The organism is Stenotrophomonas sp. Br8 (genome assembly GCF_014763005.1).
Taxonomy (GTDB): Bacteria; Pseudomonadota; Gammaproteobacteria; order Xanthomonadales; family Xanthomonadaceae; genus Stenotrophomonas; species Stenotrophomonas lactitubi.
Genome location: NZ_JACGTN010000015.1, coordinates 105,706 through 120,299, shown reverse-complemented (window position 1 = coordinate 120,299; position 14,594 = coordinate 105,706). Strand labels below are relative to the sequence as shown.

Annotated in this window: 15 protein-coding genes; 9 read left to right on the top strand and 6 right to left on the bottom strand. The window is 66.7% G+C overall.

The features are described from left to right. Nucleotides 1–51: 51 nt before the first annotated feature. Nucleotides 52–873 (top strand): EamA family transporter, encoded by an 822-nt coding sequence (locus tag H3005_RS13395; RefSeq protein ID WP_100551514.1) that lies wholly within the window; start codon nt 52–54, stop codon nt 871–873. A 58-nt stretch (nt 874–931) separates the two neighbouring features. On the opposite strand, the gene rimI is transcribed toward H3005_RS13395, so the two are convergent. Genes rimI through pssA form a run of 3 tightly spaced genes read right to left on the bottom strand, consistent with a single transcriptional unit; the run spans nt 932 to nt 2,714 of the window. After that, entirely contained in the window at nt 932–1,429 is a 498-nt protein-coding gene (gene rimI / locus H3005_RS13390; RefSeq protein ID WP_100551513.1) for a ribosomal protein S18-alanine N-acetyltransferase, read from the bottom strand. Continuing rightward, on the bottom strand, nt 1,426–1,881 hold the full coding sequence (locus tag H3005_RS13385; RefSeq protein ID WP_191078428.1) for a hypothetical protein: 456 nt from the start codon (nt 1,879–1,881) through the stop codon (nt 1,426–1,428). The genes rimI and H3005_RS13385 overlap by 4 nt, the downstream gene beginning before the upstream one ends. 53 nt (nt 1,882–1,934) lie before the next feature. After that, complete coding sequence (gene pssA, locus H3005_RS13380) at nt 1,935–2,714, bottom strand: CDP-diacylglycerol--serine O-phosphatidyltransferase (protein WP_099820368.1); 780 nt, start codon at nt 2,712–2,714, stop codon at nt 1,935–1,937. An 80-nt stretch (nt 2,715–2,794) separates the two neighbouring features. On the opposite strand from pssA, the gene H3005_RS13375 reads away from it, so the two are divergent. From H3005_RS13375 to H3005_RS13365, 3 genes are all read left to right on the top strand, one after another. Then, nucleotides 2,795–3,172, top strand: a complete 378-nt coding sequence (locus tag H3005_RS13375) for a DUF4124 domain-containing protein (protein ID WP_191078389.1) — start codon at nt 2,795–2,797, stop codon at nt 3,170–3,172. A gap of 591 nt (nt 3,173–3,763) precedes the next feature. Then, complete coding sequence (locus H3005_RS13370) at nt 3,764–5,467, top strand: proline--tRNA ligase (protein WP_100551510.1); 1,704 nt, start codon at nt 3,764–3,766, stop codon at nt 5,465–5,467. 221 nt (nt 5,468–5,688) lie between these two features. Further along, nucleotides 5,689–6,072: an H-NS histone family protein gene (locus tag H3005_RS13365; RefSeq protein ID WP_089238647.1), complete on the top strand. Its 384-nt coding sequence runs from the start codon at nt 5,689–5,691 to the stop codon at nt 6,070–6,072. A 132-nt stretch (nt 6,073–6,204) separates the two neighbouring features. Here the strand turns inward: H3005_RS13365 and H3005_RS13360 are convergent, their stop codons facing one another. Beyond that, a complete protein-coding gene (locus tag H3005_RS13360; RefSeq protein ID WP_025878492.1) occupies nt 6,205–7,464 on the bottom strand; it encodes a threonine/serine exporter family protein in 1,260 nt (419 codons plus the stop codon). Nucleotides 7,465–7,556: 92 nt separating this feature from the next. On the opposite strand from H3005_RS13360, the gene H3005_RS13355 reads away from it, so the two are divergent. Genes H3005_RS13355 through H3005_RS13340 form a run of 4 tightly spaced genes read left to right on the top strand, consistent with a single transcriptional unit; the run spans nt 7,557 to nt 11,075 of the window. Continuing rightward, complete coding sequence (locus H3005_RS13355; protein ID WP_181393105.1) at nt 7,557–8,678, top strand: ABC transporter permease; 1,122 nt, start codon at nt 7,557–7,559, stop codon at nt 8,676–8,678. A 1-nt stretch (nt 8,679) separates the two neighbouring features. Next, on the top strand, nt 8,680–9,507 hold the full coding sequence (locus H3005_RS13350; RefSeq protein WP_100551508.1) for an ABC transporter ATP-binding protein: 828 nt from the start codon (nt 8,680–8,682) through the stop codon (nt 9,505–9,507). 3 nt (nt 9,508–9,510) lie between these two features. Beyond that, nucleotides 9,511–10,437 carry an MlaD family protein gene (locus H3005_RS13345; RefSeq protein WP_100551507.1) on the top strand — a complete coding sequence of 309 codons (927 nt, stop codon included), beginning with the start codon at nt 9,511–9,513 and terminating at the stop codon, nt 10,435–10,437. After that, entirely contained in the window at nt 10,434–11,075 is a 642-nt protein-coding gene (locus H3005_RS13340) for an ABC-type transport auxiliary lipoprotein family protein (protein ID WP_033830299.1), read from the top strand. The genes H3005_RS13345 and H3005_RS13340 overlap by 4 nt, the downstream gene beginning before the upstream one ends. A gap of 84 nt (nt 11,076–11,159) precedes the next feature. Here H3005_RS13340 and H3005_RS13335 read toward each other — a convergent pair whose 3' ends face one another. Continuing rightward, nucleotides 11,160–11,750, bottom strand: coding sequence for an alpha-ketoglutarate-dependent dioxygenase AlkB (locus H3005_RS13335; RefSeq protein ID WP_191078388.1), 591 nt, complete (start codon nt 11,748–11,750; stop codon nt 11,160–11,162). A 118-nt stretch (nt 11,751–11,868) separates the two neighbouring features. Between H3005_RS13335 and H3005_RS13330 the strand changes: the two genes are divergently transcribed. After that, nucleotides 11,869–13,923, top strand: coding sequence for a glycoside hydrolase family 99-like domain-containing protein (locus H3005_RS13330; protein WP_191078387.1), 2,055 nt, complete (start codon nt 11,869–11,871; stop codon nt 13,921–13,923). Between the two features lie 38 nt (nt 13,924–13,961). Here H3005_RS13330 and H3005_RS13325 read toward each other — a convergent pair whose 3' ends face one another. Beyond that, complete coding sequence (locus H3005_RS13325; RefSeq protein WP_191078386.1) at nt 13,962–14,594, bottom strand: CoA transferase subunit B; 633 nt, start codon at nt 14,592–14,594, stop codon at nt 13,962–13,964.

Sequence of the window (14,594 nt, the reverse complement as noted above, 5' to 3'; positions counted from 1 at the left end):
CGCCGGGCAATGCCCGGCGTTTCATTTTTCCCCGCATGGCATCATCACCCGATGCCGCTTTCCCTCTTCCTGCTGGTCCTCGCTGCCGCTGCACTGCACGCCAGCTGGAACGCGATCGTCAAACGCGGGCCGGACAAGTTTCTCGGCACGGTGCTGGTCACCGGCAGCGCCGCGCTGTTGTCTGCGCTCGTCTTGCCGTGGCTGCCCTTCCCCGCCGCGGAAAGCTGGCCGTGGCTGATCGCATCGGTGCTGCTGCAGGTGACGTACTACGCGTTGGTCGCACGCTGCTACCAGCAGGTCGACATGAGCCTGGCGTATCCGATGATGCGCGGCTGCGCGCCGATCCTGGTTGCGTTGGCCGGCGCCGCGCTCGGCGAACGCCTGCCGCCGTCGGCCTGGCTCGGCGTCATTCTGGTGAGTGGCGGCATCCTGTGCATGGCCCGCGGCGCACGCAGCGGCCAGCTGCGGCTGCCGTTGCTGACCGCCGCGATGATCGCCACCTACACGCTGGTCGATGCGCAGGGCGCACGGCTGTCCGGCAATGCGCTGAGCTACACGTTGTGGCTGTTCCTGCTGTCGGGCATTCCGTTGCCGCTGTGGGCGCTGCATCGGCAGCGCGGCAAGTTGCTGGCGTATGCGCGCCAGCACTGGCCGCTGGGCGTGGCCGGCGGCATCGGCACCACCGCATCGTATGCGATGGCGCTGTGGGCGATGACCCAGGTGCCGGTGGCCATGGTGTCGGCGCTGCGCGAATCGTCGATCCTGTTCGCGCTGCTGATCTCGGTGTTCCTGCTGCGCGAGCGGGTGCCGCGCGCGCGTTGGCTGGCGGCGGCGTTGATCGTGGCCGGCGTGTTGGCCCTGCGGCTGGCGTAAACAACGCATCGGTAGCGCCGGGCCATGCCCGGCGTGCGCAGCGGCCACGCGACGCCGACTACAGCGGCGGCATTGTCTCCAGCTCGCCGTCCACCAGTTCGATCGCCATCACCAGCGCATCTTCGCGCCCCTGCGCGGCAGGGTAGTAGCGAGGGCGCCGGCCGATCTCGTTGAAGCCTTCGCTGTGATACAGCGCCAGGGCTGGCGTATTGGACGGACGCACTTCCAGGAACACCCGCTGCGCGCCTCGATCAGCGGCCAGACGGACCAGCGCACGCAGCAGCTGGCGGCCGAGCCCACGCGACTGCACCAGCGGATCGATGCAGATGTTCAGCACATGCGCTTCATCGGCAGCGAGGCTGAGCACGCCATAGCCGATCAACAGGCCATCGCGCTCCATCGCCAGGCCGGGATAACCGGCACGCAGGCAATCCAGGAAAATGCCGCGGGTCCACGGATAGGGGTAGCCACGCACTTCGATGGCCATCACCGCATTGAGATCGCTCTCACGCAGCGCGCGCATCGCCACCGGCCCGGGCTGGCTGACCGCACTCATGCGGTTGCGCCCTTGCGCAGCGCGCGCAGCTGCGGCCACAACGCGCGCTTGGCTGCAGGGTCGCGACGCAGTTGTTCCAGCGGCCAGCTTTCCATCAGCGTCTGTGTGGCCGGGTCGTTCGGATTGCAGCCCGAGGCGCGCAACAGCGCGATCTGCAGGCGATCAGGCAGGCGCACCAGCGGCTGGCGCGCGTTGCCGGTGGGCAGCGGACGGGCCGCAGCCGGTACGGTATCCGGCGCCGCCACCGGCACGGCAGTGCGTGGTGGCGCGCGCTCGAGCCGAGGTTCCGGCGCCGCGTCGCGCTGGCTGGGTGCGTGCTGCATCGATGGTGGCGCCGTGCGCGTCGGCGCGACCGGCGCGGGTGCCGATGCCGCGGCTTCAGCCACGCTCAGCTGCAATGCCGCGTCCATTTCGGCGGCCAACTTGCCATCGTGATAGACGGTATAGCCCATGGCCTGCAGCCAGGCCTGCTGGGCCGGGGACCACAACACGGGCAGGTCCTGGCTCACGCCGCCTCGGGCTTCTTGCGCAGGCGCTGCACGCCCCACATCACCGGGCCTGACAGCGCGTACAGGATGCCGACGACGAACAACACGCGTGGCAGGTCGATCACCGCGATGGCGATGGCGATCGGCACCAGTGCCAGCACCAGGAACGGGACGCGGTCCGAACGGGCGCCCTCCTTGGCCGCGCCGCCCTTGAAGCTCCAGAAGCGGATGCGGCTGACCATCAGCAGTGCGGCGACCAGGGTCACCGCCAGCGCCACGAAGCGCAGCTCGTTGCCGTTCCAGCCCAGGGTGCCATCGGCGAAGGCCCAGACGAAGGACATCATCAGGCCGGCGGCAGCCGGGCTGGCCAGGCCGACGAACCAGCGCTTGTCGACCACGGCCACCTGGGTGTTGAAGCGGGCCAGGCGCAGCGCCGCGCAGGCGGCGTACAGGAACGCCACCGCCCAGCCCAGACGACCGACCAGCTCACCGTCGTATTTCAGTTCCGACAGGGACCAGTGGTACATCACCAGGGCCGGCGCCATGCCGAAGCTGACCAGATCGGCCAGCGAGTCGTACTGCACGCCGAACTCGCTGCTGGTACCGGTCAGGCGCGCGACACGGCCATCGAGGCCATCCATCACCGCCGCCACGAACACGGCGATGCTGGCGTTGACGAAGTCTCCGTTGGCCGCGGCGATGATGGCGTAGAAGCCAGAGAACAGCCCAGCCGTGGTGAACAGGTTGGGCAGCAGGTAAATCGTGCGCGAGCGCGGCGGCGGTGTGATCGGGTCCATGGAATCCAGTTTAATCGACTTGCCAGCGGTCGGCGCCAATGCTGCAATCGGCGTTCTACGCCCATTCTGCGGAGTTTGCCATGCGTGCCCTGTCCTGCCTGGGATACCTGCTGCTGTTGGCCAGTACCACTGCGCTGGCAGGCCCCGTCTACAAGTGGAAGGACGCCAAGGGCGTGACCCAGTATTCGGAAACGCCGCCGACCGGGGCCAAATACGAGACCCGAGCCCAGGCCAGGACACCGGCGACGGACGCGGCCCCGGAGCCTTCCGCCGCGCCGGTACCGGAACAATGCAGCACCGCCCGCGCCAACGTGGCGCTGCTGGAGGGCAGCGGCCCGGTGATGCAGGACACCGATGGCGACGGCAAGGCCGATACCGCGCTTACCCCGGAACAGCGCAGCGCGCAGAAGGGCCTGGCCGAGGCGGCAATCAAGGCGTACTGCCCACCGGCGGGTTGAAGGGGGGATCGGCCGGGCGGCGCCCGGCACCCGCAGAGGCTTTCAAGCAACAGCCGGAGCAACGGCAACAGCCAAAGCGGCTTCCCGCGGGATGGCGGTGCACTGTGGGTTTGCGGGGACGCCGTGAATCCGTCCATGGAGGCTTGGTCGCCGCATCCATGCGGCTCACACCCCGCAAACCCACAGTGCACCGCCTTCGACAGATTCCCGGTGGCCAGTAGATCCACGCCATGCGTGGATGAATCTCCATCGAAATCGGATATTTCGAAATCGGGACGAAAAACATCCACGCATGGCGTGGATCTACCTGTCGACCAAGGTCGACACCCACCAAGAGCAGCCCATGCCATTCCGACAGATCGCAGAAATCTGTCGAAGGCGGGGTGGGNNGTCCGCGGCATGGATGCCGCGGCCAAGCCCCCATGGATGGGTTTACGGCGTCCCCCGCAACCGGACCCACCCCGCCATCCCACAGAAATCCCGCTTTTGACGTTGCCGTTGATTCGGCGGGTGCCGGGCGCCGCCCGGCCGATACCCCTCCCCCGGCCGGGCTGGCAGAATAGGTGTCTCTGCCGTAATCCGAAGCCGACGATGCGCCTCTCCCAGTTCCACCTGCACACCACCAAGGAAACCCCCAGCGACGCCGAGCTGACCAGCCACCGGCTGATGCTGCGCGCGGGCATGATCCGCAAGCTCGCGTCCGGCCTCTACACCTGGTCGCCGCTGGGCCTGCGCGTGCTGCGCAAGGTCGAACGCATCGTCCGCGAGGAAATGGACCGTGCCGGTGCCGTCGAATTCCAGATTCCGACCATCCAGCCGAAGGAACTGTGGGAGCAGACCGGCCGCTGGCAGAAGTTCGGCCCGCAGCTGCTGAAGATCAAGGACCGCAAGGAACAGACCTTCTGCTACAGCCCTACCGCCGAAGAAGCGGCCTGCGATTTCGCGCGCAGCGAACTGTCCAGCTACAAGCAGCTGCCGGTGAACTTCTACCAGATCCAGACCAAGTTCCGCGACGAGATCCGCCCGCGCTTCGGGGTGATGCGTGCGCGCGAGTTCCTGATGAAGGACGCCTATTCGTTCCACCTGCACGACGAAGACCTCGTGCGTGAGTACGAAAACATGAAGGTGGCCTACAGCCGCATCTTCACCCGCCTGGGTCTGGACTTCCGCATGGTGCAGGCCGATTCCGGTGCGATCGGCGGTGACGCCTCGCAGGAATTCCACGTGATCGCCGATTCCGGTGAAGACGCGCTGGTGTTCTCCACCGGTTCGGACTACGCCGCCAACATGGAAGCGGCCATTGCCGCCGATCCGGCTGCGCGCGCTGCGGCCAGCGAAGCGCTGCGCAAGGTCGAGACCCCGATCCAGAGAACCTGCGAAGACGTTGCCGCCCTGCTCGGCATCGACCTGCAGCGCACCGTGAAGTCGGTGGCGCTGATCGCCGGTGAAGGCAAGGAACAGCAGTTCGTGCTGGTGTTGGTGCGTGGCGACCACGAGGTCAATGAGATCAAGCTGGGCAAGGTTGCCGGCCTGGACGAGCAGCGTTTTGCCAGCGAAGCAGAGATCGCCGAATACCTCGGCAGCGTGCCGGGCTTCCTCGGTCCGGTCGCGCCGGCCAAGCCAATCCGCGTGGTCGCCGATCGCGAAGTGGCGGCGATGTCCGACTTCGTCGTCGGTGCCAACGAAGCCGGTTTCCACCTGGCCGGCGTCAACTGGGGCCGCGACCTGGCCGAACCGGAAGTGGCCGATATCCGCAACGTGCGTGCCGGTGATCGTGCGCTGGATGGCGGCGAACTGAAAATCGCCCGCGGCATCGAAGTCGGCCACGTGTTCCAGCTGGGCCGCACCTATGCGAAGGCGCTCGATGCCACCGTGCTGGACGAGAACGGCAAGGCTGCGGTGATGACGATGGGCTGCTACGGCATCGGCATTTCGCGCGTGGTCGCCGCCGCGATCGAACAGAACCACGATGACGCCGGCATCATCTGGCCCGACGCGATGGCGCCGTGGCAGGTGGTGGTGTGTGTGATCAATCCGAAGGGCGACGCTGCCGTGGCCGATGCGGCCGCAGGCCTGCTGCAGGAGCTGCGCGACGCCGGTCTGGATGCCGCACTGGACGACCGCGGCCTGCGCCCGGGCGCGATGTTTGCCGACATGGAACTGATCGGCATCCCGCACCGGGTGGTGGTCAGCGAGCGCGGCCTGGCCGCAGGGACCTTCGAGTACCGCTCGCGCCGCGCCGCCGAAGCGGAAAGCCTGGACAAGGCCACCCTGCTGCAGCGCCTGCAGGGTTGATCGGAAAAGACCGGGGTATACCCCGGTCTTTTTTTGCCGGATGGCCGCCCCCGGAAAATCGCAGCGGACATAATCCGGTCAAAATGGTCGCAACCGGGCCAGCCAGCCGACAGACGGTGACCGCAACTGTTTGTGCTGGGATTAATTCCTCATTACTCTGTCCCGCGACGCCACGGACCGGCTCGTCCCTGTCCCTAAATTAGTTTCTGGAGTAATCGTTGATGAGCATCGACCTGACCGGCCTGTCGGCACGTGAGCTGGGCGCATTGATCCGCACAGCCAAGAAGCAGCAGACCATCGTCGCCAAGCGTCGCCCGATCACCAAGGTGCGTGCCCAGCTGAGCAAGCTGGCCAAGACCGAGGGTTACACCATCGAGGAACTGTTCGGTGGTGAACCCGCACCGCGTGCGCGCAAGGTCGCCAAGGCCACCAAGGCCCCGTCCAAGACCGCCGGCCGCAAGCTGGGCAAGGTTGCACCGAAGTACCGCAACCCGGCCAACCCGAAGGAAACCTGGACCGGTCGTGGCAAGCAGCCGCGCTGGATGGCCGAGCTGACCGCCAAGGGCAGCAAGAAGCCGGAAGATTTCCTGATCAAGAAGGCCTGAGGCCAGATCGGGTCGCAATGAAAAACGCCGGCGAAAGCCGGCGTTTTTTTGGGGTAGCGCCGGGCCATGCCCGGCGAGCGCAGCGGTTGGTTTCCCGATCCGCCGGGCATGGCCCGGCGCTACCGCCCCCGATCACAGGGTCTTGCGCGCCGGCATCAGCAGGTTGCCGAACAGCAGGCCGGCGACCAGCGCCATCACCACGTTCAACACGGTCAGGAACACACTCTGGCCGGCGCCCACGTCCTGTTGCTGGACCAGGGTCAGCACGCCGCGCAGGCTGGTGCTGCCGGGCACCATCATGATGATGCCCGGCAGGCGGATGATCGCGCCGGGACGGCCGACCACGCGCCCGAACAGGTTGCCGCCGGCGGTCAGCAGCATCGCCGACAGGAAGATGCCGGCCGGCGTACCCCAGGCATGACCACCAAATTTGGAGATCGCGTAACCGGCCACCGAGGCGGCGATCACCCATGGATAGTCGCGACGATTGGCCTTGAACAACATGGCGAAGGCGAACGCCGCCGTCAGCAGGGAGCCCCACTCGACCCACGGCCCCTGTGGCCGCGAGGCACGGATCATCGGGTCCAGCCCCAGCACATCGGCCAGTGTCACCGCGATCATCGCGCCGACACTGAGCTTCATGATCGTGGTCAACGCGCCGGCAAAGCGCGCGGTGCCGGACACCCAGTGCTGGCTGGCCAGTTCATTGACCGCATTGGTCAGTGACATGCCCGGCAGCAGCACCACCAGCGAAGCGATGATCACCGTGTTGAGATTCAGCGCGCCCACGAAGGTGGCAACCACGGTGGCGACCAGGCCGGCCAGCAGCGCCGCCAGTGCTTCGGCCGCTTCACGGCTGGCCGGGCGCTTGTCGGTGACCATGCCGAGCAGGCCGATCAGCAGGCCGATGACACCGGCGGTGGCGATGTCCAGCCACGGCAGCTTCCACATGCCTGCAACGCCGGCCGCACCGAGGGTGAAGGACAGGATGGTGCGCAGCTTGCCGCGCCGGCCCGGATCCTTGTCCAGCTGGCGCAGCGCGGTGTGACCCTGGGCGATGCTCATGCGGCCGTTGGCCACTTCTTCGGCGATTCCGTCAGCCACGCTGAGCTTGTGCAGGTCGTTCTCGCCGGGCGCCAGCCGGATCACCCGGGTGATGTCACTGGAGCCGATGGCCTGCGCCGGATCGCTGAAACTGAGGATGATGCCGGTGGGGTTCGACCACGGTTCACAATCCAGATCGAGCTGCCGGGCCAATGCAACCACCGCCGCTTCCAGGCGCTGGGCCGTTGTGCCGTAGCTGTGCAGGCGGCCGGCGATCTCGGAAACAAAGGCCACGCGCTGCGCGTAGGTGGCCTGGGGCGTGGGGATCGTGTGAGCGTCTGCGGACATGCGCCGTAGTATTACCTACGTCAGGCTCTGCTGGAGAAATTCATCCTGGTTCGACGCGACGTGCAATTCAGAACGGTTATGCTGCGACCCGAATGGCCCCCATGACCCCGACCCACGCCCCCCAGCTCGAACAGGACGCTCAGGATCCGGGACTGATCCGGCTGTCCGGCCACTGGACCCTCAAGACCGCGCTGGCCGCGGCCGAAGTGCTGCGTGGCGTTCCGGACAAGCTGACCGGCATCGACGCCACCGGCATCGAGCTGCTCGACTCGGCCGGCGTGCTGCAGGTGCTGCGCGTCGCCCATCGTGCCGATCTCGGTGAACACGCGCTGCAGTTCCGCCCGGACCACCAGGCGCTGGTGTGCACCATCGAAGAAGTGGCCGACGACCGTCCGAAGCCGAAGCGTGACTTCGGCGTGCTGGCGGCGCTGGAGCGGCTGGGCGTCAGCGTCCACGCCACGGGCCACAACATCAAGGCGCTGTGCAGCTTCCTCGGTGAGAACCTGGTCAAGGCCGCACGCCTGGTCAAGGAACCCCGGCGTTTCCGCCTGACCGCGACCGTGCACCAGATGGAGCAGGTCGGGCTGGATGCGGTGCCGCTGGTGGCACTGTTGTCCTACCTGGTCGGCGCAGTGATCGCCTTCCTCGGCTCGACCATCCTGCGCGATTTCGGCGCGGAGATCTTCGTGGTCGAACTGGTGAACATCGCCTTCCTGCGCGAATTCGCCGTGCTGCTGACCGCGATCGTGCTGGCCGGCCGCACCGCCAGTGCCTTCACCGCGCAGATCGGTGCAATGAAGGCACGCGAGGAAATCGATGCGATGCGCACCCTGGGGCTCGACCCCATCGACCTGCTGGTGCTGCCGCGCCTGGTCGCGCTGCTGGTGACGCTGCCGCTGCTGACCTTCATCGCGATGGTCGCCGGCCTGGCTGGCGGCATCACCGTCGGCGCGTTCGACCTCGACATTCCGCCGCAGATGTACATCGCGCGCATGCACGACACGATGGAAGTGCGGCACATGCTGGTGGGCCTGTCCAAGGCGCCGGTATTTGCGCTGGTGATCGGCCTGATCGGTTGCCTGGAAGGCCTGAAGGTCGAAGGCACAGCGCAGTCGGTCGGCGAGCGCACCACCTCCAGCGTGGTGCAGACGATCTCGCTGGTGATCATCATCGACGCCTTCGCGGCGTTGTGGTTCATGCACATGGACTGGTGACATGAGCACGCATCCGATCCCCGAAGAAGTGCCCATGCAGGACGACGCCGGCCACGACCTGGCCATCCGCGTGCGCGGGCTGGTCAACCGCTTTGGCAGCCAGACCGTGCACGAAGGGCTGGACCTGGACGTGCGCCGTGGCGAGATCCTTGGCGTGGTGGGTGGTTCGGGCACCGGCAAATCGGTGCTGATGCGCTCGATCCTCGGACTGCGCGTGCCGGATGAAGGGCAGATCGAAGTGCTCGGTCGCGACGCGCGTGCCGACGACGCCGAGAGCCGCCTGCACATCGAACGCAATACCGGCGTGCTGTTCCAGGACGGCGCCCTGTTCTCGTCGCTGACCGTGGGCGAAAACGTGCAGGTGCCGCTGAAGGAACACCACCGCGAACTGCCCGAGCGCTGGCACTACGAGCTGGCCCTGCTGAAGGTGAAGCTGGCCGGTCTGCCCGCCGATGCGATCAACAAGCTGCCCTCGCAGCTGTCCGGCGGCATGCGCAAGCGCGCCGGCTTGGCACGAGCATTGGCGCTGGATCCGCCGCTGCTGTTCCTGGATGAACCCACCGCCGGGCTGGACCCGATCGGTGCGGCCGCGTTCGACCGCCTGATCAAGACCCTGCAGGAAGCGCTGGGGCTGACCGTGTTCCTGATCACCCACGACCTGGACACGCTGTATGCGATCTGCGACCGGGTGGCGGTCATCGCCGACCGCAAGGTGGTGGCCAATGCGCCGCTGCCGGAAATCGAGAGACTGGATCATCCGTGGATCCAGGAATACTTCCACGGACCCCGCGCGCGCGCCGCGCGTGGCGAACAGATCGAGAGTGCCTGAGCCATGGAAACAAAAGCCAACTACGTGCTGATCGGCGCGTTCACCCTGATCACCGGCCTGGCCCTGCTGGCCTTCGGCCTGTGGGCCGCCAAGTACTCCTCCGACCGTACCTGGCAGGAATATCGCGTGGTGTTCCGCGAGGCCGTGACCGGCCTGTCGGTCGGCAGCCCGGTGCAGTACAACGGCATCGCGGTGGGCTCGATCACCGAACTGAACCTGGTGCCGGACGATCCGCGCCAGGTGGTCGCACGCATCCGCCTGAACTCGACCACGCCGGTCAAGACCGATACCCGCGCCAAGCTGGCGATCACCAGCCTGACCGGTCCGTCGATCATCCAGCTCAGCGGCGGCACGCCGCAGTCGCCGGCGCTGACCACGGTCAACAAGGACCCGGCACCGATCATCCCGACCACGCCGTCGGCGCTGCAGAACATCACCGATGTGGCCAACCGCATCGTTGAGCGCATGGACCAGATCCTCAGCGACCGCAATGTCGCCTCGATCAACGCCACCCTGGCCAACCTGGAAACGATCAGTGGCGGCCTGGCCGACCGCGACCAGGGCACGCAGTCGCTGCTGCTCAGCGCGCGCGATGCCGCGCGCAGCCTGGACACCACCCTGAAGACCACCAATGGCACCATCGAGCGCCTGGACAAGAACCTGGTGCAGCAGCTGCCGGGCATCATCGACAAGCTCGACGCCACCCTGGCCAAGCTTGATTCGGCCGCTGGCAATGCCGATTCGATCCTTGGCGAGAACCGCGCCGCCATCAACAGCTTCGCCAATGACGGCCTCGGCCAGCTCGGCCCGACGCTGGGTGAACTGCGTGGCTTGATCCGCGACCTGCGCCGGGTCAGCGACCGTCTCGAGAACAACCCCGCGCGCTACCTGCTCGGCCGCGACGCCCCGAAGGAGTTCGAACCCAAATGAGCCCGACCACCCTTCCGCGCCTGTTGTTGGCAGCGTCGCTGGCCACCCTGCTGGGTGGCTGCTCGATCCTCGGCAGCGGCGACAAGAACCCCGTCACCCTGTATTCGCCGGCCGTGCAGGTCAAGGTCGACCCCAGCTGGCCACAGGCCGACTGGCAACTGGTGCTGGCCAAGCCCAGCGCCGCGCGCATGGTCGACAGCCCGCGCATCAACGTGCGGCCGACGCCGTCGGAGCTGGAGATCTACAAGGGTGCCAGCTGGGCGCAGCCGGCCACCGACATGATCGAAGACACCCTGCTGCGTGGTTTCGAGGATTCCGGCCGCATCCACGGCGTGGCCCGCGTCGCCGCCGGCATCCGCGCCGACTACAAGCTGTCGACCGACATCCGTCGCTTCGAATCGGACTACCAGGGCCAGGCAACGCCGACGGTCGTCATCGAGATCAACGCCAAGCTGATCGATGTGACCAACCAGCGCGTGGTCGCCGACCGCACCTTCCGTCAGCTGCAGCCGGTAGGCAGCACTGATGTGTCGGCGGTGGCAGCGGCCTTCGAGCGTGGCCTGCAGCAGGTAGCGCAGGACGTGGTGGGCTGGACGCTGACCAGCGGGCAGAACGACAAGCAGGCGCTGAAGCGCTGATCGGTTTCCGCTGATTACGCCGGGCCTGGTCCCGCGATGCGGGTAGATCCACGCCATGCGTGGATGAATGCTCCGGGACCTGCGTCAGGTCCGCGGCGTGATCCACCGGAACGTCAGGTTGATGCGTTCACCCTGTATCCGCGCCATCTTCGGCAGCGCGTGCTGGTAGTGGCGCTGGGTCTGCCCGGCCATCAACAGCAGATCGCCGTGGCCGAGCAGGTATTCGGCCTTGCGCGCAGGATCGTCACGTCGACGCAGCAGGAACCGTCGCGCCGCTCCGAGGCTCAACGAAGCAATCAGCGGCGCCGGCCCCAGCTCCGGCTCGTCATCGCTGTGCCAGCCCATGTAGTCGGTGCCGCCGCGATAGCGGTTGAGCAGCACGCTGTTGAATCGACCCACGCCCTGCGCTTGCAGCCGGTCGCGCAATGCCCCCAGCACAAGCGGCCACGGATGGGGCACGAACTCGGCGCCTGAATAGCGGTAGCGCGCCTGCGGATCGCCGATCCAGCAGCTCAACCGGGGTGAGTCCACCCAGTTGCCGAACATGCGGATGCGGTGGGTTTCCCAAGGAATTTCCTGTGCCAATGCCTCCTGCAGAGCGTCGGCTTCAGCGGCGGGCAGCCACCCGGTCAGGTGGCGGACGTCGGCGTCTGGCAGGTCATGGGGGAACAGCATTGGCCAACGCTAGCACGGTGATGTTTGCCCCGACGGCCGCCAACGCTGAAAATGGAGAAATGACCGACATCTACGTTGCCAAACCCTGCTCACGCGCCCTCCTGAACGAGCACGTGAGATGACCGGCATCAACCTGCGCCGGGCACTGTTCCCGCTGCTGCGCGCGGCCTTTCGGGCGCTGCCGCTGTCACAGGGGCAGCGTGATCGCCTGCGCACCCGCTTTCTGGCCGGCCATGGCGACTGGGTGCCGCCACCGCCGAAAGGACAGCAGGACGCCGGCGGACCGCGCGCCAATGCCCAATTGCGGTGGCGCGCCGACGAACCAGCGATCGGCCACGTTCCCTGGCGCGAAGGCATCCTGCCCTCGCCACTGCCCGCCACCCTGGTGGCGTTCTACCTGCCGCAGTTCCACACGTTCCCGCAGAACGATGCCTGGTGGGGCAAGGGCTTTACGGAATGGCGCAATGTCACCCGCGCCCTGCCGCAGTTCGAAGGCCATGTGCAGCCACGTCTGCCTGCCGACCTGGGCTTCTACGACCTGCGCAATCCGCAGGTGATGCGTGACCAGGCGCGTTTGGCTGCGGAGTATGGCATCGGCGCGTTCTGCTTCTACTACTACTGGTTCAGCGGTCGCACGCTGATGGAAGACCCGCTGCGCCAATGGCTGGACGACGACGCCATCGACCTGCCGTTCTGCCTGTGCTGGGCCAACGAGAACTGGGCACGGCGCTGGGACGGGCGCGACGATGACATCCTGATCGGCCAGCAGCACAGCGCCGAAGACGATCTGGCCTTCATCGCCCACATCGCACCCTATCTGCGCGACCGCCGTGCATTGAAAGTCGATGGCCTGCCGATGTTGCTGGTCTACCGACCCCACCTGCTGCCCGATGCCCGGGCGACTGCCGAACGCTGGCGTCGCTGGTGTCGCGACAATGGCGTGGGCGAGATCCATCTGGCCTACGTTCAAGGCTTCGAGCGCCCCGACCCTCGTGACATCGGATTCGACGCTGCGGTCGAATTCCCTCCAAACATGAGCAACCCTTCCTCGCTGTCGGCGCGGCAGTGGCTGCTCAATCCCGATTTCAATGGCGACGTGCGCGACTGGCGTGAACTGGCTGCCGAGATCAGCGCACGTCCGCTGCCGGACTATCCGCTCTACCCCGGCGTGAATCCGGGCTGGGACAACGAGGCTCGCCGTTCGGGGCGCGGCCGGGTGTACCTGCATGCATCGCCCAGAGGCTATCGTGATTGGCTGCGCAGCACGATCGAGAAGCGCCTTGCTGCCGCGCCCACGAACAAGCGCATGGTATTCATCAACGCCTGGAACGAATGGGCCGAGGGCGCCGTGCTGGAACCGGATGCAAGGCTGGGTCATGCGTGGCTGCAGGCCACCCGTGATGCGCTGTCACCGACCGCTGCACCAGTCCAGCAGCCAGCGGTGCATCTCCATGCCTGGTACCTGGAGACGCTGCCGGAAGTCCTGTCTGCACTACACGATGCAGCGCTGCCCTGGCGGATCGTGGTGACCACTCCGGCGCAGCACGTGGACGCAGTGCATCAGGCGCTTGCCGCACATGGCCTGCAGGGCGAGGTCATGGCTGTGGAAAACCATGGCCGGGACATCCTGCCGTTCCTTGAAGTGGCTGAACTGCTGCAGGACCAGCACGATGTGATCCTGAAGCTGCATACGAAACGTTCCAGCCATCGGTCCGATGGCGATCAGTGGCGGCAGGAACTGCTGCAGCGCCTGGTACAGGGCGGGCGAGCCGCACGCATCCACGCTGCGTTCCAGGCCGATCCCAGCTTGGGCATGGTCGTCGCCGAGGGCCACCTGCTGCCGGTTGCCGAGTACATTGGTGGCAATGGTCCGGCACTGCAACGGCTCCAGGCGCGGGTCGGCCTGCACGCTGCAGCAGACGGCAGCCAGTTCGGTGCCGGCAGCATGGGCTGGTGGCGGCTGCGGGCCCTGCGCCCGCTGCTGGACGCACACCTCTACCGAAGCAACTTCGAGGCTGAGCACGGCCAGATAGATGGAACGCTCGCCCATGCCATCGAACGCGTGTTCGGTACATGCTGTGAACACGCCGGACTACGTGTAGCGACAGCGGCCGCATGCGTCGGCGAGCCCGACGCCCACGGCAGCGAATACGCCTACGCCCGACGCAGCTGACCGACAGGAGGGACCGCACACCTCCTGTCGCGGATCAATCAGGCGCGCTTGAAGGACACGCCCGTCTTTTCCTTCAACTCGCCATCGCCAACTCCGGGCGCGGCTTCCACCAGCACCAGACCGTCATCGGTCACATCGAATACCGCCAGGTCGGTGATGATGCGATCGACCACGCCCACACCAGTCAGCGGCAGCGTGCATTCGGCCAGGATCTTGTGTTCGCCGTTCTTGGCGGTGTGCTCCATCAGCACCACCACCCGCTGTACGCCGGCCACCAGATCCATCGCCCCGCCCATGCCCTTGACCATCTTGCCGGGCACCATCCAGTTGGCCAGGTCACCCTGGTCGGTGACCTGCATCGCGCCGAGGATGGCCAGGTTGACGTGGCCACCGCGGATCATCGCGAAGCTGTCATGGCTGCCGAAATAGCTGGCCCCCGCACGTGCGGTGACGGTCTGCTTGCCGGCATTGATCAGGTCGGCATCCACTTCGCTTTCGGTCGGGAACGGACCAATGCCGAGCAAGCCGTTTTCCGACTGCAGCCACACATCCACGCCGTCGGGAATGTGATTGGCCACCAGCGTCGGCAGGCCGATGCCCAGGTTCACGTAGGCGCCATCGGTCAGTTCACGCGCAGCGCGCGCCGCCATCTCGTCGCGGGTCCATGCCAT

Excerpts from the sequence above, each read along its gene's own strand:
- H3005_RS13395 (WP_100551514.1), top strand. The coding sequence starts at position 52 with ATGCCGCTTTCCCTCTTCCTGCTGGTCCTCGCTGCCGCTGCACTGCAC.
- rimI (WP_100551513.1), bottom strand. The coding sequence starts at position 1,429 with ATGAGTGCGGTCAGCCAGCCCGGGCCGGTGGCGATGCGCGCGCTGCGT.
- H3005_RS13385 (WP_191078428.1), bottom strand. The coding sequence starts at position 1,881 with ATGGGCTATACCGTCTATCACGATGGCAAGTTGGCCGCCGAAATGGAC.
- pssA (WP_099820368.1), bottom strand. The coding sequence starts at position 2,714 with ATGGACCCGATCACACCGCCGCCGCGCTCGCGCACGATTTACCTGCTG.
- H3005_RS13375 (WP_191078389.1), top strand. The coding sequence starts at position 2,795 with ATGCGTGCCCTGTCCTGCCTGGGATACCTGCTGCTGTTGGCCAGTACC.
- H3005_RS13370 (WP_100551510.1), top strand. The coding sequence starts at position 3,764 with ATGCGCCTCTCCCAGTTCCACCTGCACACCACCAAGGAAACCCCCAGC.
- H3005_RS13365 (WP_089238647.1), top strand. The coding sequence starts at position 5,689 with ATGAGCATCGACCTGACCGGCCTGTCGGCACGTGAGCTGGGCGCATTG.
- H3005_RS13360 (WP_025878492.1), bottom strand. The coding sequence starts at position 7,464 with ATGTCCGCAGACGCTCACACGATCCCCACGCCCCAGGCCACCTACGCG.
- H3005_RS13355 (WP_181393105.1), top strand. The coding sequence starts at position 7,557 with ATGGCCCCCATGACCCCGACCCACGCCCCCCAGCTCGAACAGGACGCT.
- H3005_RS13350 (WP_100551508.1), top strand. The coding sequence starts at position 8,680 with ATGAGCACGCATCCGATCCCCGAAGAAGTGCCCATGCAGGACGACGCC.
- H3005_RS13345 (WP_100551507.1), top strand. The coding sequence starts at position 9,511 with ATGGAAACAAAAGCCAACTACGTGCTGATCGGCGCGTTCACCCTGATC.
- H3005_RS13340 (WP_033830299.1), top strand. The coding sequence starts at position 10,434 with ATGAGCCCGACCACCCTTCCGCGCCTGTTGTTGGCAGCGTCGCTGGCC.
- H3005_RS13335 (WP_191078388.1), bottom strand. The coding sequence starts at position 11,750 with ATGCTGTTCCCCCATGACCTGCCAGACGCCGACGTCCGCCACCTGACC.
- H3005_RS13330 (WP_191078387.1), top strand. The coding sequence starts at position 11,869 with ATGACCGGCATCAACCTGCGCCGGGCACTGTTCCCGCTGCTGCGCGCG.
- H3005_RS13325 (WP_191078386.1), bottom strand. The coding sequence starts at position 14,594 with ATGGCATGGACCCGCGACGAGATGGCGGCGCGCGCTGCGCGTGAACTG.